The 16,824-nt window shown below is 71.4% G+C and carries 17 protein-coding genes and 1 pseudogene; 8 read left to right on the plus strand and 10 right to left on the minus strand.

Going from position 1 to position 16,824, the window contains the following annotated elements:
* Positions 1-24: 24 nt before the first annotated feature.
* The gene (locus tag M8C17_RS21315; RefSeq protein ID WP_252418282.1) at positions 25-417 is read right to left on the minus strand and encodes a hypothetical protein; all 393 of its coding nucleotides are present in this window, start codon (positions 415-417) and stop codon (positions 25-27) included.
* A gap of 164 nt (positions 418-581) precedes the next feature.
* On the opposite strand from M8C17_RS21315, the gene M8C17_RS21320 reads away from it, so the two are divergent.
* Complete coding sequence (locus M8C17_RS21320; RefSeq protein WP_252418283.1) at positions 582-1,691, plus strand: winged helix DNA-binding domain-containing protein; 1,110 nt, start codon at positions 582-584, stop codon at positions 1,689-1,691.
* A gap of 11 nt (positions 1,692-1,702) precedes the next feature.
* Here the strand turns inward: M8C17_RS21320 and malQ are convergent, their stop codons facing one another.
* From malQ to M8C17_RS21345, 5 genes are all read right to left on the minus strand, one after another.
* Positions 1,703-3,682 (minus strand): 4-alpha-glucanotransferase, encoded by a 1,980-nt coding sequence (gene malQ / locus M8C17_RS21325; RefSeq protein ID WP_252418284.1) that lies wholly within the window; start codon positions 3,680-3,682, stop codon positions 1,703-1,705.
* A 114-nt stretch (positions 3,683-3,796) separates the two neighbouring features.
* Positions 3,797-5,005 (minus strand): ABC transporter ATP-binding protein, encoded by a 1,209-nt coding sequence (locus M8C17_RS21330; RefSeq protein WP_252418285.1) that lies wholly within the window; start codon positions 5,003-5,005, stop codon positions 3,797-3,799.
* A gap of 10 nt (positions 5,006-5,015) precedes the next feature.
* On the minus strand, positions 5,016-5,858 hold the full coding sequence (locus M8C17_RS21335; protein WP_252418286.1) for a carbohydrate ABC transporter permease: 843 nt from the start codon (positions 5,856-5,858) through the stop codon (positions 5,016-5,018).
* Between the two features lies 1 nt (position 5,859).
* Complete coding sequence (locus M8C17_RS21340; protein ID WP_308209576.1) at positions 5,860-6,852, minus strand: sugar ABC transporter permease; 993 nt, start codon at positions 6,850-6,852, stop codon at positions 5,860-5,862.
* Between the two features lie 114 nt (positions 6,853-6,966).
* A complete protein-coding gene (locus tag M8C17_RS21345; RefSeq protein ID WP_252418287.1) occupies positions 6,967-8,253 on the minus strand; it encodes an ABC transporter substrate-binding protein in 1,287 nt (428 codons plus the stop codon).
* Positions 8,254-8,503: 250 nt separating this feature from the next.
* On the opposite strand from M8C17_RS21345, the gene M8C17_RS21350 reads away from it, so the two are divergent.
* The 3 genes from M8C17_RS21350 to M8C17_RS21360 all read left to right on the plus strand — a co-directional run bounded on the left by M8C17_RS21350 (position 8,504) and on the right by M8C17_RS21360 (position 10,146).
* Positions 8,504-9,205, plus strand: coding sequence for a VOC family protein (locus tag M8C17_RS21350; protein ID WP_252418288.1), 702 nt, complete (start codon positions 8,504-8,506; stop codon positions 9,203-9,205).
* Positions 9,206-9,391: 186 nt separating this feature from the next.
* Positions 9,392-9,823, plus strand: coding sequence for a hypothetical protein (locus M8C17_RS21355; RefSeq protein WP_252418289.1), 432 nt, complete (start codon positions 9,392-9,394; stop codon positions 9,821-9,823).
* Between the two features lie 47 nt (positions 9,824-9,870).
* Positions 9,871-10,146 (plus strand): hypothetical protein, encoded by a 276-nt coding sequence (locus M8C17_RS21360; RefSeq protein ID WP_252418290.1) that lies wholly within the window; start codon positions 9,871-9,873, stop codon positions 10,144-10,146.
* Between the two features lie 31 nt (positions 10,147-10,177).
* On the opposite strand, the gene M8C17_RS21365 is transcribed toward M8C17_RS21360, so the two are convergent.
* The 4 genes from M8C17_RS21365 to M8C17_RS21380 all read right to left on the minus strand — a co-directional run bounded on the left by M8C17_RS21365 (position 10,178) and on the right by M8C17_RS21380 (position 13,093).
* On the minus strand, positions 10,178-10,963 hold the full coding sequence (locus M8C17_RS21365; protein WP_252418291.1) for a L,D-transpeptidase family protein: 786 nt from the start codon (positions 10,961-10,963) through the stop codon (positions 10,178-10,180).
* A 416-nt stretch (positions 10,964-11,379) separates the two neighbouring features.
* The gene (locus M8C17_RS21370) at positions 11,380-12,090 is read right to left on the minus strand and encodes an HAD family hydrolase (protein ID WP_252418292.1); all 711 of its coding nucleotides are present in this window, start codon (positions 12,088-12,090) and stop codon (positions 11,380-11,382) included.
* Between the two features lie 43 nt (positions 12,091-12,133).
* Entirely contained in the window at positions 12,134-12,757 is a 624-nt protein-coding gene (locus tag M8C17_RS21375) for a TetR/AcrR family transcriptional regulator (RefSeq protein ID WP_252418293.1), read from the minus strand.
* An 84-nt stretch (positions 12,758-12,841) separates the two neighbouring features.
* Complete coding sequence (locus M8C17_RS21380) at positions 12,842-13,093, minus strand: flavin reductase (RefSeq protein WP_252418294.1); 252 nt, start codon at positions 13,091-13,093, stop codon at positions 12,842-12,844.
* A 280-nt stretch (positions 13,094-13,373) separates the two neighbouring features.
* Here M8C17_RS21380 and M8C17_RS21385 point away from each other — a divergent pair.
* The 4 genes and pseudogenes from M8C17_RS21385 to M8C17_RS21400 all read left to right on the plus strand — a co-directional run.
* Positions 13,374-13,553: pseudogene (locus M8C17_RS21385) on the plus strand (Scr1 family TA system antitoxin-like transcriptional regulator); the annotation flags it as partial.
* Positions 13,550-13,732: a DUF397 domain-containing protein gene (locus M8C17_RS21390; protein ID WP_252418338.1), complete on the plus strand. Its 183-nt coding sequence runs from the start codon at positions 13,550-13,552 to the stop codon at positions 13,730-13,732. The pseudogene M8C17_RS21385 and the gene M8C17_RS21390, both read left to right, overlap by 4 nt.
* A 98-nt stretch (positions 13,733-13,830) precedes the next feature.
* Positions 13,831-14,685, plus strand: a complete 855-nt coding sequence (locus M8C17_RS21395; RefSeq protein ID WP_252418295.1) for a hypothetical protein — start codon at positions 13,831-13,833, stop codon at positions 14,683-14,685.
* A 21-nt stretch (positions 14,686-14,706) separates the two neighbouring features.
* Positions 14,707-16,734, plus strand: a complete 2,028-nt coding sequence (locus M8C17_RS21400) for a HEAT repeat domain-containing protein (RefSeq protein ID WP_252418296.1) — start codon at positions 14,707-14,709, stop codon at positions 16,732-16,734.
* Positions 16,735-16,824 lie beyond the last annotated feature (90 nt).

Raw genomic sequence — 16,824 nt, forward strand, 5'->3', positions numbered from 1 at the left:
CGACGGAGACCCGGTTGGTGGCTGTCAGTCCAGCCTGTCCCGCAGGTCGTCGACCTGCTGCTGGAGGCGGTCCACCGCACTCTCGTTGTTGATGAAGGTGGTGATGCCCGCGGCGAGGCCCAGACCGATGAGCACCGCCAGGATGCTCAGCACCAGGCCGCCGATCGCCACGCCCCGGCCGGTCACCCCTGGCCGGCGGGCCATCTTCAGCCCCACGATGCCGAGGATGATCCCGATGATGCCGAGCACCAGCCCGAGCCAGGCGAGGATGGCGGTCAGCACGCTGATCAGTCCGGACACGCCGAAGACCAGCGCGAAGGTGGCGGCCGCGCTCGTCTTGGCGCTGGTGCCCGCCCGATGGGTCTGGGACCCGGCGGTCACTCCGGAACCCCGGGCCGGTTCGCTTGCGGCAGTCATGACACTCCCTTCCGCACGCGCGGCGCGCGCACTTCCGGATGGGCGGCTTCCCACTGCGCGGGCCGTTATGCCCCGAGCGGCGGTCGTACGCCGGGGGTCGCCTCCGGAGGAGACGTCGGTGGTTGGTCCTAGGCTGACGGCCCGGCAACCGGAAGGGGCGACCGATGCCTGTCGACCTGAGCGCTACCGACGCTCTGGCGATGCGGATGAGCAGCCTGCTGCTGCGCCCGCACCCGAGCGTCCGGCCCGGCGGTGTCGCCGAGGTGGTCGAGTGGTTCGGCGGGATGCAGGCACAGGACCTGGCCAGCGGGTTGTGGTCACTGGGCGCCCGGCTGCCCGGGCGGACGGTGGCCGACGTGCAGGCGGCCCTGGAGCGGCGGGAGGCGCTGCGCACCTGGCCGATGCGGGGCACCGTGCACCTCGTTCCGCCCGCTGACGCGCGCTGGATGCTGGAGCTGACCGGCGTCCGGTCGCTGGCCGGCGCGGCGACCCGCCGGGCGCAGCTCGGACTCACCGACGCCGACGCGGACCGGGCGGTGGACGTGCTGGGCTCCGCCCTGGCCGGCGGCGGCCGGCTCACCCGGGCGCAGTGCCTGGCCGCCCTTCGCGCGGCCGGCCTGGCCACCGACAGCCAGCGCGGCTACCACCTGCTCTGGTACGCGAGCGTCCGCGGGGTGACCTGCCTCGCGCCGAACATCGGCACCGAACAGACGTTCGCGCTGCTCGACGAGTGGGCGCCCGACTCCCGGCGGATGGACCGGGACGAGGCGCTGGCGGTGCTCGCCCACCGCTACGTGCGCGGGCACGGGCCGGTGACCGCCCGCGAGTTCGCCGGCTGGACCGGCCTCACCCTCACCGACGCGCGGCGCGGGCTGGCCGCCGCCGGCGAGGCGCTGACCGTGGTCCGGGTCGACGGCGAGGAGATGTCCGTCGACGCGGCGCTGGCCGACGCGCCGCGCGCCCCGGTCGACGACGTGCTGGCGCTGCCCGGCTTCGACGAGTATCTGCTCGGCTTCCGGGACCGCGCGTTGATGCTCGACCCCGCGCACCAGGCGGCCGTCGTGCCCGGCAACAACGGCATCTTCCAGGCCACCGTGGTCCGCGCCGGCCGGGTGGTGGGCCTGTGGAAGCGACGCGTCGCCCGGGCGGCGGTCACCGTGACGATCCAGCCGCTGACGCCGCTGGACGTCGTCCAACGCGCCCGGGTGGAGCAGGCCCTGGGCCGGTACGCCGACTTCCTCGGGTTGCCGCCGCGCTTCGACTGGCCGGCCTGACCGGCGGGCGTTCAGTCCTCGGCTGCGCCGGTCTCCCGCGGGCGGGCCGGTCGCGGGCGGGCGGCGGTGAGCAGGTCGACGATCCGGGCCACCCGGGGGTCGGACCGGATCTCGGCCACGGTCGTGGGCAGCGGCAGTCGCCAGTTCGGATACTCGTCCACCGTGCCCGGCATGTTCGGCTGCCGCACCTCGCCGAGCACGTCGTACAGGGAGACGCCGAGCAGGCGGGTCGGGCTGCCCGCGAGGGCGGCGTGCATGGCGACCACCACCGCGTTGTCATCGGGCACGCCCTCGTCGGGCAGCAACCCCTCGGCGCGCAGCATCGCCAGCAGCCGCTCCCGCTCGTCGACGGCCCGGGCCCGCTCCACCGCCACGTCGGTGCTGAGCAGCTTCAACTCGTCGCGCACCCGGACGTGCTCGCCCGTGAGGAACCCCGGCGCGGTCGGTAGGTCGTGGGTGGAGATGGTGGCCAGCGCGTTGCGCGGCCACCGGGACGGCGGGACGAAGTCCCCGTCGCCGTCGCGGGCGAACCACAGCACGGTCGAGCCGAGCATGTTGCGCCCGCGCAGACCCCGGGTCACCGCCGGCTGGACCGTGCCGAGGTCCTCACCGACCACCACCGCCCCGGCCCGCTGGGCCTCCAGCGCCAGGATGCCGAGCATCGCGTCGGCGTTGTACCGGACGTAGGTGCCCTCGGCGGCCCCGGCACCCGGCGGCACCCACCACAGCCGCCACAGACCGGCGACGTGGTCGACCCGCAGGCCGCCGGCGTGCCGCAGGGTCCGCCGCAGCATGTCGCGGTAGGCCGCGTAGCCGGTGGCGGCGAGCCGGTCCGGCCGCCACGCGGCGAGCCCCCAGTCCTGCCCGAGCTGGTTGAAGTCGTCCGGCGGGGCGCCGACCCGCACGCCCTGGGCGAGCACGTCGGCGAGCTGCCAGCCGTCCGCGCCACCCGGGTCGATGCCGACGGCGAGGTCGTGCACCACGCCGACCGGCATCCCGGCCGCCCGGGCCGCCGCCGTGACGGCGTCGAGCTGCTCGTCGCAGAGGTGTTGCAGCCAGGCGTGGAAGGCCACCCGGTCGGCGAGCTGGCGGCGCTGCTCGGCGACCGCCGGGCCGTCCGGGTGGTGCAGCTCCTCCGGCCAGGCCCGCCAGTCGTTGCCGTGTCGTTCGGCCAGGGCACACCAGGTGGCGAACGTGGTCAGCGCCGGGTCCGCGTCCAGGTCCAGTGGCCGGGCGTACGGGTGCAGCAGCTCCAGGGCGTGCCGCTTGGCGGTCCACACCTCGTCGTAGTCGATCAGGTCACCCCGGTCGGGGCGCAGCGCGTCGACCACCGCCCGGGTCGCCGGGTCGGCCGCCTGGTAGGCGGCGGTGTCGCTGACCCGCAGGTAGAGCGGGTTGACGAAGCGCCGACTGGCCGGCGAGTAGGGAGAGGCGGCCACCGGGTGCGCCGGCCCGACCGCGTGCAGGGGGTTGAGCAGCACCAGGCCCGCGCCGCTGTCACCGGCCCAGCCGGTGAACTCGGCGAGGTCGCCGAGGTCGCCCATGCCCCAGGAGCGCTCCGAGGTGAGCGCGTAGAGCTGGAGCATCCAGCCCCAGGTGCGCGGCGGGACGGGCAGCCGGCGGGGCACCACGACCAGTGTCGCCTCGCGGTCGGCGCAGGCCAGCCGGTGCCAGCCCAGCGGCAGGTCCGCCGGCAGCTCGCCGTCGACCGCGCGGCGGCCGCCGTCCTCCAGGGTCACCACGCCCGGGCCGGGGAGCACCCGGGTGGCGCCGTGGGTGAGCACCACCGTCTCCGGCAGGGCCGTCCGGTCGACCGCGCGGGCCGTGGCGAGCGCGTCGGCGATGGCCGCCGGGCTGGTGGCGTCCACACCCAGCAGGCCGAGCACGCCGACGACGGTCTCCGGCGCGACCTCGACACGGCGGTGCCGCCAGTCCTCATACCAGGTGGACACGCCGTGCGCGTTGGCCAGCGCGACCAGTCGTCGGTTCATCCGTCCCCCGCTTCACGACGCGACCTGCGACCACCTTGCCACGACCGGAGGCACGGCGCAGGACACGACGGGGCCGGCGGGTGGAACCCGCCGGCCCCGCCACGGTGGACGTCGTCAGTCGGCGAGCGCGCCGGCCGCCCGGCCCTCGTGCAGGGTGAGGTTGCGCCCGTTGGCCGGGTCGAACAGGTGGATCTTCTCCAGGTTGAACCAGACCCGGCGCGACTGCCCCTCGGCCACCGGTGACTCGGCCGACAGCCGGGTGACGAGATTGCTGCCGGCGCCGCTGAAGTCGGCCGCGCCCGCGTCCGCGGCCAGCTCCTCCAACTCGGCGGCGCTGGCCTTCTCACCCTCGACGGTGAAGTAGACGTACTTGTCCGAGCCCATCGACTCGACGATCTCCACCGGCGCCTCGAACTCCAGGCCCCGGCGGCGGCTCTCCTCGTCCACCAGCTCGGCGTCCTCGAAGTGCTCGGGGCGGATGCCGAGGATCAGCTCGCGCGGCGCGTCCGCGGCCTCCAGCTCACGGCGGACCCGGTCGCCCAGCGGCACGTCGCCCAGCGCCGTCCGCAGCCCACCGTCCTGCACGGCGGCGTGCAGGAAGTTCATCGACGGCGAGCCGATGAAGCCGGCCACGAAGAGGTTGCGCGGGTGGTCGTAGAGCTCCTGCGGCGGGCCGACCTGCTGCACCGCCCCGCCGCGCATGATCACGACGCGGTCGCCGAGGGTCATCGCCTCGGTCTGGTCGTGGGTGACGTAGACGGTGGTGGTGCCGAGCTGCTTCTGCAGGCGGGACACCACCGTGCGCATCTGCACCCGCAGCTTGGCGTCCAGGTTGGACAGCGGCTCGTCCATGAGGAACGCCTTCGGCTGCCGGACGATCGCCCGCCCCATCGCGACCCGCTGGCGTTGCCCGCCGGAGAGGTTGGCCGGCTTGCGGTCCAGCAGCGGGGTCAGCTCCAGCACCTTCGCCGCCTCGTCGACCTTCTGGTTGATGGTCTCCTTGTCGAGCTTCGCCAGCCGCAGGGGGAACGCCATGTTCTCCCGCACGGTCATGTTCGGGTAGAGCGCGTACGACTGGAACACCATGGCGATGTCCCGGTCCCGGGGGGCCTTGTCGTTGACCCGCTGGCCGCCGATGCGCAGCTCCCCGGAGCTGATGTCCTCCAGCCCGGCGATCATGTTGAGAGTGGTGGACTTGCCGCAGCCCGAGGGGCCGACCAGGATCACGAACTCGCCGTCGGCGATCTCCAGGTCGACGTCCTGCACGGCGACGGTCCCGTCCGGGAACTTCTTGTTCACCTTGTCGAGCACGATGTCAGCCACGAGTACCCACCTATCCCTTGACTGCGCCGGAGGTCAGGCCGGACACGATGCGGCGCTGGAAGAAGAGGACGAACAGAATGATCGGAATGGTGATCACGACGGCGGCTGCGCAGATCGCCCCGGTGGGGTCCTCGAACTGCGACTCGCCGGTGAAGAACGACAGCGCGACCGGCACCGTACGAGCCCGCTCGGTGGAGGTCAGCGTGATGGCGAACAGGAAGTCGTTCCAGCAGAAGATGAAGACCAGGATCGCCGTGGTGAACAACCCGGGCGCGGCCAGCGGCGCGATGACCCGCCGGAACGCCTGCCCCTGGGTGGCCCCGTCCATCTTCGCCGCCTTCTCCAGGTCCCACGGGATCTGCTTGAAGAACGCCGACAGCGTGTAGATCGCCAGCGGCAGCGCGAAGGTGATGTACGGCAGGATCAGCCCGGGCCAGGTGTCGAAGAGCCCGAGCTGCCGCTCGATCTCGAACAGCGGTGACACCAGCGACACCTGCGGGAACATCGCGATCAGCAGGGACACGCCGACCAGCAGCCGCTTGCCGGGGAAGTCCAGCCGGCTGATCGCGTACGCCGCCATCGCGCCGAGCACCACCGCGACCAGCGTGGCGATCAGCGCGATGCCGATCGAGTTGACCAGCGCCCGGACGAACTGGTCGGTGTCGAAGATCGTCTTGTAGTTGTCCAGCGTCCACTCCCGGGGGATGAAGTTCCCGTCGGTGAGGGTGGCCGGCGTCTTGAACGACAGCGACGCGATCCACAGCACCGGGACCAGCGCGAAGACGACCACGAAGACGTCCAGGAGGCCCCAGCGCAGCCGGGCGCGGGTGGTGGTTTCGGTACCGGTGGCCATGTCAGCGCCTCTCCCCGTCGTCGCTGCCCGGGGCAGCGGTGCCGAACAACTTCACGAAGACGAACGCGATGATCGCCACGGTGATGAAGATGAGCACCGACATCGTCGAGCCGATGCCGAGGTTCAGACCCCGGATCAGGTTGTTGTAGGCGAGCATCGACACCGACGAGGTCTCGTTGCCGCCGGCGGTCAGCACGAAGATGTTGTCGAAGACCCGGAACGCGTCCAGCGTGCGGAACAGCAGCGCGACCAGGATCGCCGGCTTCATCACCGGCAGCATCACTTTGGTGAACCGCTGCCAGGCCGTCGCGCCGTCGGTGGAGGCGGCCTTGAGCAGGTCCTCCGGGACCAGCGCCAGCCCGGCCATCAGCAGCAGCGCCATGAACGGCGTGGTCTTCCAGATCTCCGCGAGCATGATGATCGCCAGCGAGCTGGCCCGCTCGGTGAGCGGCGCGCCGTCACTGAACAGGTTGGCCAGGTAGCCGGTGCCCGGCGTCCAGGCGTACCGCCAGGAGAACGCGGCGACCACGGTGACGATCCCGTACGGGATCAGCGCCGAGGTCCGGACCAGGCCGCGGCCGATGAGGGTGCGGTGCATGATGATCGCCAGCCCCATGCCGAGCACCAGCTCGACGGCCACGGTGACCACCGTGATCAGCATGGTCACACCGAACGCGGTCCACCAGAACTCGTTGGTGAGCACGGTGACGTAGTTCTCCAGCCCGATGAACTCGCGCTGGTCGGGGAAACGCAGGTCGAAGCGCTGGAGTGACAGCCAGACCGAGTAGATGATCGGGTACGCGGTCACCGCGAGCATGACCAGCGCGGCGGGCGCGCAGAGCAGCCAACCGAGCTTGCGTTCGGCCTTCTTGTTCTCGCTCAGCGGCGCCTTGCGACGGCCGCTGCGCTGGGTGGGGACGGTGGCGTGCCGGCCGCCGGGCCGCTCCGCCCCGGCGCTCACCTCGGCGCCGGCCGGTGTGGCGTTGATGCTCACGGTGCCACCTTCTTTCGCGACTGCGGGGCTCGCAGGATCGGCTCACTCCTCGCGCTCACGGTGCCACCTTCTTTCGCGACTGCGGGGCTCGCAGGATCGGCTCACTCCTCGCGCTCACGGGAGCACACCCTTCGACTGGAGGGCGTCGGCGATGGCGCCGCGCAGCTCGTCCGCGGTCTGCTGCGGACGGATCGCCGACGGCGGCGACAGGATCGCCGACATCACCGTGGAGATGCTCTGGTAGGCCGGGGTCAGCGGGCGGGTCGCCGGCTCCTTCAGCTCCTCCAGAATGGTGTCCTTCATGGGGTACGCCTCGGCCATCTCCGGTTCGTCGTAGACCGCCTCGATGGTGGGCGGCACGCCGTCGTTGATCGCGGAGAACTTCTGGTGCTCGGCGTTACGGATGCAGCGGGCCGCCTCGAAGGACAGCTCCGGGTGCTTGGAGTAGGAGCTGACCGCCATGTTCACCCCGCCGATGGTGACCTTGCTGGGGGTGTTCTCGTCGATGCCCGGCACCCGGGCCCAACCGACCTGCTTGGCCAGCTCCGGGTTGGCCTCCTGCAGCGCCGGGTAGACGAACGGCCAGTTCACCTGGAACGCCCCCGCGCCGGACTGGAACTCCAGCCGCACCGGGTCCTCGGTGGCGTTGCTGAACGACGGCGAGGTCACGCCCGACGCGGCGAAGGTCTGCAACTGCTCCAGAGCCCGGACCGTGCCGGCGTCCATCACGGCCTTCGTACCGTCGTCGTTGAGGATCTTTCCGCCGGCGCTCTCGGCCAGGGTGTTGTAGAGGACGACCAGACCCTCGTACTGGGCCCCCATCGTGAGCACCTGGTACGGCTTGCCCTGGTCCTTGAGCTGCTTCGCCGCCGTGATCATCTGATCCCAGGTCGTCGGCGGCTGCGGCACCAGGTCCTTGCGGTACCAGAGCAGCTGGACGTTGGTGTTCTTCGGCGCGGCGTAGAGCTTGTCCTCGTAGCGGGCGGTCTCCAGCGGCCCGGCGAGGGTGCCCTGCTCCACCTCGGCCTTGTCCTGGCCGGTCCACTCGCGGATCCAGTCGGCGCTGGCGAACTCCTGGGTCCAGGTGACGTCCAGACCGAGCAGGTCCATTCCGCTGTCCTCGGCGGCCAGCCGGCGCACCATCTGCACCCGCTGGTCGTCGGCCTGTCGGGGCAGCACCCGGTAGGCGATCTCGTAGCGCCCCTGGGCCTGCGCGTTGCAGTCGTCGACGACCTTCTGCAGGTTCTGCTCGGGTGGGTAGTACAGGTTGAGCGTCGGTGGGCCACCAGCGTCACCGGAACCGCAGGCGGCCATGGGCGCCACCAGCGTCAACGCGGCGGCAGCCGCGACCGCACGCACCCGCGGTCGCCGTCGACGTCGAGCCTCGTCAGGGTCGCTCATCACCCCTCCCCTCTTTGTCGGCCAGCAGCCGGGGGAAGGCACCGTGCCCCGGCGCACGGCGAAACAATCGGGACCCTGCGGTTGCGTCGCGACGGCCCCGGACGTTTCGTGGCCTTCACACTGCCCGAGCTGGGAACTCGCGAAACCTGACGCTGGCGGGACGGGGTCCGCCCGGGTGCGTGTGCGCCAGATCACGCCGCTCGGTGGTAACCGGCGGGCGCCCGGGCTTCGGACCGGGCATCCTGAACCGGTGATCGCGCACTTCAAGGACCTCTGCCTGGACGCCACGAACGCCCGCCTGCTGGGCGCCTTCTGGGCCCGGATCCTCGACGCGGACGTGGCCGACGCCGGCGGCGACGACACCCGGGTGGACCCCCGTGCCGCGCGCTCGGGCGCCGAGTCGATCTGGGTCAACCAGGTGCCGGAGCCACGCACCGGCAAGACCCGCGTCCACCTGGACCTGCGGCTGGCCGGCGCGGAGCCGTCCGCGCTGATCGCGGCCGGCGCCCGGCTGCTCCGCGAACCGTCCGGCGACGTGACGTGGTGGGTGCTGGCCGACCCGGAGGGCAACCCGTTCTGCGCGTTCCCGGCCCGCGACGGCACCCGACCGGGCCCCTTTGAGCTGGTCGTGGACTCCGCCGACCCGGCCGCCCAGGCGGCCTGGTGGGCCGGCGTGGTCGGCGGCACCGTCGAGTACGGGTCGGGGACCGCGTCGGTGGCCGGCGCGGCCGGGTTCCCCTGGGACCACTGGGTGTTCGACGCGGTGCCCGAGCCCAGGACGGTCAAGAACCGGCTGCACTGGGACGTCGACCTGGTCGAGCCGGAGCCGACGGCGCTCATCGGGGCGGGCGCGACGCTGCTGCGCGAGCCGACCGACCAGAGCCGCTGGTGGGTCCTGGCCGACCCGGAGGGCAACGAGTTCTGCGCCTTCGCACCGCGTCCCACCGGGTGAACGACCGACTACCCTCCGCGCCCGCGGCGGACTAGCCTTTCCCTAGCTCCGCAGCCAGCGCGTTCGCCGCCGACGTCGACACGCCTCCGGCCGACCCCAGCCCGCCCGAACGGTTGGTAATCGCGGGAACGTCCCACTGCCGCTCCACCGGTTGGGCAGGATCGTCCCCAACGAGGAGGTGCCGTCGTGCAGGACACCCGCGCTCTCGCCCTGACGTTCGAGGTGAGCGGCCTGCCACCGGTCAAGACCGAAGCGCTGTCCATCTTCGCCGCCGGGCACCGGCAGGCGACGAGGGTCCGCACCCTGCTTCAGGCCGCCCTGATAGCGGCCCAGCGCACCGGCTGGACGCCGCTGCCCGGGCCGATCGAGGTCGACCTGGTGCTGCGCTGCCCGCCCGGGCACCGCACCGCCGACGCCAGCACCCTGCTCGGCGGCGTGTGCGCCGTGCTGCAGGACAAGAAGCGGGTGTCCAGCATCGGCCTGGCCCACCTCGGCGTCCTGGTGGACGTCGCCCTCTACGACGACGACCGGCAGATCCGCCGGCTGTCGTACCAGGAGGAACCGGCGGAGGACTTCTCGTACCAGGTGCGGGTCGCCGCCGTACCGACCGGGGTTTGACCGACGCCCGCGGTGGGGTACCGCGGACGCCGACGAAGGGAGCACCGATGTCGGAGCCACATGTCACGCTCGACCCGCGCGGGCTCGATCCCGTGCAGCAGAAGCTGCGCGGCCCGCTGGAGGATCAGCTGACCTCGGCGCTCCAGGCGGCCATCGACCGGGTCCGCGGCGACTACGCCGGTGAGCCGGTCGAGCAGGTCTGCCAGCGGCTGCTGGACGAGACCCGCTCCGGGCTGCATCCCGACATCGCCGCCGGGTTCAACCCGGACATGGACGAGTTCTGCCGGGTGGCGGTGGCGATCGTCCGGGGCAACGACGGCTGACGCCGTCGCCGCCCCGGCCGATCGTTGTCCGTCAGTAGCGGCCGAGCTGGGCGTAGGGACTGAGCACGATGCGCGGCGACAGCGTCGGGTCCAGCCAGCTCAGCACGTCGACCAGGTTGTCGTGGGAGAGGGACACGCAGCCGGCGGTGGCGTTGCCGGCGCTGGTGCTGAACTGGTGCAGGAAGATGCCGCTGCCCGCGTTCGGCACCGGCTTCGCCACGTTCGGCACCATGTTGTAGGTGATCACCGCGAAGTGGGTGTACGCCGGCACCTCCGTCCACAAAGCCTCGCTCGCCCCGCCGGGGTTGGTCGAGGTGTGCTGGAAGGAGTTGTACTGCGCGGACGACGGGTTCTCGTTCCACCAGTCGCCACTGACCAGACGGTGGTACGGGTAGCGGACGCCCGGGTTCGCGGCGATGCCGTACATGGTCGGGCCGATGGAGTAGACCCCGGTGGGAGTGGTCGGCACACCCTCGACGTGGTTGTCGCTGAAGCCCTTGGAGCCGATCCGGGCGGGCAACGATGCCGAGGCGGGCTGCCAGCGACCCCGGACCTTCACGTACGCCTCCAGGGTGGCGTAGGTGGTGGTGTAGCTGGTGGAGCCGACGACGATGACCTGCTTCGTCTGCACCGGCAGGGTGGTCAGCTGGGCGGCCAGGTTGCGGCGCGGCATCGTCGGCCGGGTGGAGTGCGGAACCGGCGCTGTGCCCCAGGCCGGCCCCGGCCGTGTCGCGCCGAGCGCGGGAGCCGTCGGGGCGAGCACGGCCGGTGCCGCCAGGCCCACAGCAGTGCCGAGCAGGAGGGATCTGCGCTTCATTCCGTCATCCTGACAGTCGACCCGGCTCACGGTCTGCCCCGCTCACCGGGGGTGGTCGATTCGTGGGCCGGGTCAGGACCGGGTCCGCAACTACCCGGCCCTGACCCCCGGCGGACCGGCAGGAGAGCGGACAGCTCCGGCATCCTCGTCGCACCACGCGGGGCGCGGCACGACGCCTCGCGGCACGACGGGGAGAGCCGGCCGCTCTGCACTCAGCTCCACGGTGCCCACCTGCCGGACGCCGGTGCGCCCCCGGCACACCCCGAAGGGCCGTGAGCGCCGGCCCAGGTTAGGCGGGCCACGACGGCCCGGACAAGCCACAGCGAGGCGTTGACGGCGTGACTGATCTCAAGGTGAAAAAGCGGCATGTCGGCGTAACGCGACCATGATCGCGAGCGCTGTTCCCGGTCGGAAGGTCAGAAGTGCCGCAGGAGGTCGCGGAACTCGGCCAGCCGCAGTACGCCCGCGTCGGTCGGGTCCAGTTCGTCGTCCTCCAACACCCAGGTGTTCTCGTTCGGAATGAACACCGCGTTCAGCCCGGCCGCCCGGGCCGGCAGGATGTCCGACTTCGGGGAGTTGCCGATCATCCAGGCGCCGGCCGGGTCGAAGCCGTGCTCCCGGAGCAGCCACTGGTACACCTCGACGTTCTTCTCGGCAACGATGTGCGCGGCACGGAAGTGGTGCAGCAGCCCGCAGGCGTCCAGCTTGCGTTGCTGCTCCACCTGGTCCCCCTTGGTCAGCAGCAGCAGCTCGTGCCGGCCGGCGAGTTCGTCGAGCGCGTCGGCCACCCCGGGCATCAGCTCCACCCGGTGCTCGACGAGGGCAACGGCCAGCCGGTCGATCTCCTGGCGCTCGGCGTCGGTGGCCGGTCGCTCACGCAGTCGCTCCAGGCACTCCCCGAGGCTGCGCAGGAAGACCTTGCTGCCGTAGCCGTGCGCCACCGCGTTGGCCCGCTCGATGTCGTCGAGGACGGCACGGATCTGCACCCGGTCCAGGGTGGGATGGTCGAGCCAGGCCAGGAAGTCGTCGATCACCCGCTCGAAGACGACGTTGTTCTCCCAGAGGGTGTCGTCCGCGTCGAAGATCAGCACCTGCGCCTGCCGCCGCGCCGTCGCGTCCACCGTCATGCCGCCAACTCCTCGTGATCAACTCCTCCGACGATCGGGGACTTTAGGGCATATCGTCCGACGTACCCAACGACTTTCCGCCCACCGGGCGGGGCCACCGCAGCAACCGTTCCGCGATCATCGTCTCCCGTTCCTCCTGCGCCTCGGGGCGCAGCCGACCGCCCCTGGTCAGCATCACCACACCGTGCAGCAGGCTCCAGCCCATCTCGGCCAGCGCGTCCGGGTCACGCCCCTCGGCCAGCGGGGTCAGGGCCGCCCGCAGCTCGGCGAACACGGCCCGGGGCGCGGCCGGCACGCCGTCCACGCCGAGGGCGAGGTCGGGGGTCAGCGCGAGCATCGCGTCGTAGACCTCCGGGTTCGTGTACGCGAAGTCGAGGTACGCGCTGACCACCGCCGGCCAGGCCCGTTCGGGATCCCCGGCTGCCTCCGCGTGCGCCTCGGCCAGATCGGCGGCCAGGTCGGCGAAGGCACACACCGCGACGGCCGCGAGCAACGCCTCCTGATCGGCGAAGTGCCGGTAGAGATCGCCGACGTCGACCTCGGCCCGCTCGGCCAGCCGCCGCGGGTTCATCCCCGCCCAGCCCTCGACCTCGGCCAACTCCCGGGCCACCGTGACGATGAGGTCACGTCGGTCCTCTTCGGTGGCTCCCTCGGCTGGTCCGGACACGCCCACGAGCGTAAGTGGCGGACACGCCTCGTAGCGACGCGGTGACGGATTGGTGACTACGTCCCGGCTCGGCATTCGGGATGGTCAGGACCGGGCGCGGGCCCAGGAGAGGAACCGATCGGTCAGGTCCGGCACCTGATGGGCGTTGAGCTGGGCGAACTGCTGAGCCGCCTCGGCCATCACCGTGCCCAGATGGATCAGCAGTGCGGTCCGGTCGTACCGGAACTGGCTGAGCAGCGACAGCCGCGCCGGCTGGCACGGCCAGTCGGCGCCGCAGTTGCGGCACCGCCAGAGTGGACGCATCGGGGTGTGCGGGCGACTCGGAGGGGCGGTCATCGGCGCAGCCTCAGGGCCGTGGCGCGCGCCTCCTCGGGCGTTGAGGTCCAGGAACCACAGGAAACGCTGCACGATCTGTGGCGGCCGGGGACCTTCCGGCCGGCCACGCAGGTCGTGGATCGCCTGCCGCAGCACCGGCACCAGACCGGGCAACAACCGGCCCGCCCACTCTCCCGGCGCTGGCGGCAGCGCACGGAACGCCGGACACGGCCACGGATCGGCACAGCGGACGCACAGCCAGTCCGGCCGGCATGCGAGATGACCGTCGGCCGCCTCGACCAGCAGCCTGGGTGACGGCTCGATGGTGGCGCATCTCGACCACCAGGTCCGCGCGCAGGTAGTGAACCACACCGATGACCTTGCTACTCTCCAGCGGACCTGGGTAGCGATCCGGAGTGAGGCCCTATCCCGTCGGCAGTCACTCGACCTGACGAAGGAAGCGGCGCAGACATGGACATGACCGAAGCCCGGTGGCACAAGTCGACCCGCTCCGGCTCAAATGGCGGGTCCTGCGTGGAGGTCGCCGACAATCTGGCCGGCGTCGTACTTGTGCGCGACACCAAGGACCAGGACGGCGGCATCCTCCAGTTCGACCCTGCCGCCTGGCGGTCCTTCGTCGCCTTCGCCAAGCGGCACTGACCGCACCAGCCCCCGTCAGGCTCCTCGTTCGAGGACACGTTCGCGGCCAGCGGCAGGGCGTGTCCGCGTCCGCACCCGGTCACGCTGAGGAGGCGGGGATGGTTCAGGTCGGGCCTCATGGCGCGTTCTCCGTGAACAGCATGGGACTCGACCGCGCACCCTTCCCTCTGAGCTTCAGCGTTCACGAGGCCATGGGGTGCGGCATCGTCTACGCGGCCGCCGCGCAGGCCGCAGAGCTGGCCGATGTCCTCATGTCCACGGCGAATGGCACGTTCATCGTCGTTGGCCTGGAAACGAACAGCTTTCTGGACGACGAGTACCTCCCCTGGCGGCCGTCGCGGATCGCGGCGGAGCAGGGTGTCGACTGCGAGGTCCACTCCCTCGATGTGCTGACGTCCGGCGTCATTGGCCTCAGCGAGGAGGCCCTCGTGATCCGCCGGGACGATCTACCCCGATTCCTGGCCGGCTGGTCACCGTACGAACTGACGCTGATCGACGTTCCGGGCACACCGACTGCCGAGCGTGTGGACGAGATCGTCCTCGCCCTCGGCACGGCCTTACACGGGGAACCGGTCCTGCCCGCCCTCGCCGGCTCGCGCCTGTGGTTCTCCGGCCACGACGACTGCTACGTCGCTGTGGAGTCGACGGACCCGGTGATGCCGGCGGCAGTCCTGAGCCGTCTGCTGGCCCTGCTGGCCGGTTCGGCCCTGTTCGACGCGTCGGCGGTGGACGTGACCGATCCCGACGTTGAGACGATGGAGAGCCTGATCGAGGAGAGCCCGCACTGGATAGGCGTACTCGGCACCCGGTCAGACGGCTCGATAGCTGTTGATCTCTCCGCCACGTCCGAGCCGTGGCGGCTCGGTCAGTCGGCCCCGGAACAGGTCGATCGCACCGCGATCTACGACATCGCGTACGGGGCCTGGCGGCTCACCGGTCCACTGCACCGGTGATGGACACATAGGCTGCGCGGCGTGCTTGAAGGTCTTGAGGCGATCGCCTGGGGTGAGCTGTCACATGCGTACGGCAGCGCGCACGATACGCCGGGACTGCTCCGACAGGCAGGCTCGGCGGACAGCGAAGTGGCGTCAAAGGCGATCTCCGAGCTGCACGGCAGCGTCTTCCATCAGGGCACGGTCTACCCGGCCACGGTGGCTGCGGTGCCATTTCTCGCGGAGCTTGCCGCAGGGGCCGCGAACCGCCGTGACGAGGTCGTCTGGATGCTCGGCATGCTGGCCGACGAACGGCATGCCTACGGTGTCGATTCCGCGAAGGTGCGGGCAGCGGTCGCCGACCAATTGGAGTCTCTGGTGGCCCTGCTGGACGACGCCGACCCCCAGGTCCGCGAGGCTGCGGCCTACGCCACAGCGAAGGCCGGTGTGACAGCCGAACCGTTGTGGCGGCGGTGGGCTGCGGAGGATCATCCGGCGGCGCGAGCGGCCCTGGCACTCGCCTTGGGCGAGGTCGATTCCGCTGCCGCCGAGACGGTGCTGAGTGGCGCTGCCCTACATGGCGACCCGCAGGTCAGGGTGTCCGCCGCGGTGGCGTTGCTCCGCGCGGGTCTGGACTGGCCGGCGGGCACAATCCCCGCCCTGGTGGCCGCGATCGACGACGATGCGGCCGTCACCTGGGCCTGGGCCCGCGGAGCGGAGTGGTCGGAGGAGATCGTGGCCGCGCCACCCACCCCGTTGGCTGCCACCGTCGTCGAGCACATGCTGCGGTCCGGCAATCCGAGGACCCGCGAGGCCGGGCTCTGGGCCTTGAGCGCGCACTGCGATGCCCGGCGCTCGGCGCCGCCGGTGTTCGTGCCGCTGGTGGCGCCGTTACTCAATGATCCGGATTCTGGTGTGCGCGGCAGGGTGATGGACGTGTTACGTCAGGCGGGTGCGGCAGCGGGACAGTTCGCCGATGTGGTGGCCTTGGTGGCCGGCCGGTTCCCGGAGACGGCCGGTGAGCGGGGATTCACCGTCGAGTACCGGTCGGTCGAGACTTTGCAGCGGCTCGGTGACCCACGGTGGGTCGAGCCGGTGTGCGCGGCGATGGCCCGAGGTCACCGGTTCCGGTTCAGGCCCGGCACGGTCCGCTTCACGCCGGAGGTCCGGGCTGCGATCGCGGGCCGGCTGGTCAGCCACCCGGTGTACGCCGAGGTGCTGGCTGGAATGGTCGGGCACTGGGGCAGGGATGCCGGCGTTCTCGTGCCGGACCTGCTCGCCGCCATGCCGCACGCCGGCCCGCGGGTCGCTGAGACGCTGCTCATGCAGGGTCACGACGATCATGCCGCTGTCCCGTACTGGCGAACTCGAGCATTGGAGACGGGCGACCTGCAAGCGGCCCTGGCTGTCCGGCGGCTGACCGGGGACACCGAAGTGGTGCTCGACGCCCTGCGCGCCATCCTGGCGGGAGACGCCCTGCCGCCACGGACGTCCATGTCGGACACCGACGAGCTCGGCGACGCTCTGGCACCCCTGACGTCCGTTGCATCTGCCTATCTGACCGGCACGGCCGACCGGGTCCGTCCCCAGCGGGAGAAACAAGTCCTGGCGGCGCGGGTGGTAGCGGCCGTGGCCGGGCCGGGCGGCGTACTGCCGACGGTGGAAGCCGTGCTCGTCGCCGGAGACACGCCCGCGCGTCTTGCTGCGGACCTCATCGCCGACCTGGCGCACGCCTCGCCGGCAGCGGCCGCCCACCTGCAACCACAGCTCCGCGATCGTCTGGGCGACCGCTGGAGCAGGTTGTCCGCGGCCCGAGCCCTCGCCCGACTCGGCGTACCGACAGCAGAGCTGGTTGAACCGCTCAGCCGAGGAATCACCGACTACGGCGGCCGGTTCGGCCTGGCGATCATCCTTGAACTGCAAGCGGTCGAGACAATCCCCGCTCTGGAGGACCTTCTCGACCATGACGATCGCTCCGGCGTGGGCAGTTCCGCGGATGACATCGTCTGGGCCGACGAACTGCTCCAGGAACGGATCAGAGACACGATTGCGCGCCTTCGCAGTACGTAGGCCGGCCTCCGCGACCTCAGACTCGGTATCAGCCGTGAGTTGCCCCGTTGCCGTGCCAAGGTAGGTTAAGGCTGTTGCACGAGCGCGTCT

Source organism: Micromonospora sp. RHAY321, assembly GCF_023896955.1.
Classification (GTDB): domain Bacteria; phylum Actinomycetota; class Actinomycetes; order Mycobacteriales; family Micromonosporaceae; genus Micromonospora.

What these genes read in the sequence shown, in the direction of transcription:
- M8C17_RS21360 (WP_252418290.1), top strand. Translation starts at nt 9,871, where the DNA reads ATGTCGGAGCCACATGTCACGCTCGACCCGCGCGGGCTCGATCCCGTG.
- M8C17_RS21315 (WP_252418282.1), bottom strand. Translation starts at nt 417, where the DNA reads ATGACTGCCGCAAGCGAACCGGCCCGGGGTTCCGGAGTGACCGCCGGG.
- M8C17_RS21370 (WP_252418292.1), bottom strand. Translation starts at nt 12,090, where the DNA reads ATGACGGTGGACGCGACGGCGCGGCGGCAGGCGCAGGTGCTGATCTTC.
- M8C17_RS21345 (WP_252418287.1), bottom strand. Translation starts at nt 8,253, where the DNA reads ATGAGCGACCCTGACGAGGCTCGACGTCGACGGCGACCGCGGGTGCGT.
- M8C17_RS21335 (WP_252418286.1), bottom strand. Translation starts at nt 5,858, where the DNA reads ATGGCCACCGGTACCGAAACCACCACCCGCGCCCGGCTGCGCTGGGGC.
- M8C17_RS21320 (WP_252418283.1), top strand. Translation starts at nt 582, where the DNA reads ATGCCTGTCGACCTGAGCGCTACCGACGCTCTGGCGATGCGGATGAGC.
- malQ (WP_252418284.1), bottom strand. Translation starts at nt 3,682, where the DNA reads ATGAACCGACGACTGGTCGCGCTGGCCAACGCGCACGGCGTGTCCACC.
- M8C17_RS21390 (WP_252418338.1), top strand. Translation starts at nt 13,550, where the DNA reads ATGACCGAAGCCCGGTGGCACAAGTCGACCCGCTCCGGCTCAAATGGC.
- M8C17_RS21365 (WP_252418291.1), bottom strand. Translation starts at nt 10,963, where the DNA reads ATGAAGCGCAGATCCCTCCTGCTCGGCACTGCTGTGGGCCTGGCGGCA.
- M8C17_RS21380 (WP_252418294.1), bottom strand. Translation starts at nt 13,093, where the DNA reads ATGACCGCCCCTCCGAGTCGCCCGCACACCCCGATGCGTCCACTCTGG.
- M8C17_RS21395 (WP_252418295.1), top strand. Translation starts at nt 13,831, where the DNA reads ATGGTTCAGGTCGGGCCTCATGGCGCGTTCTCCGTGAACAGCATGGGA.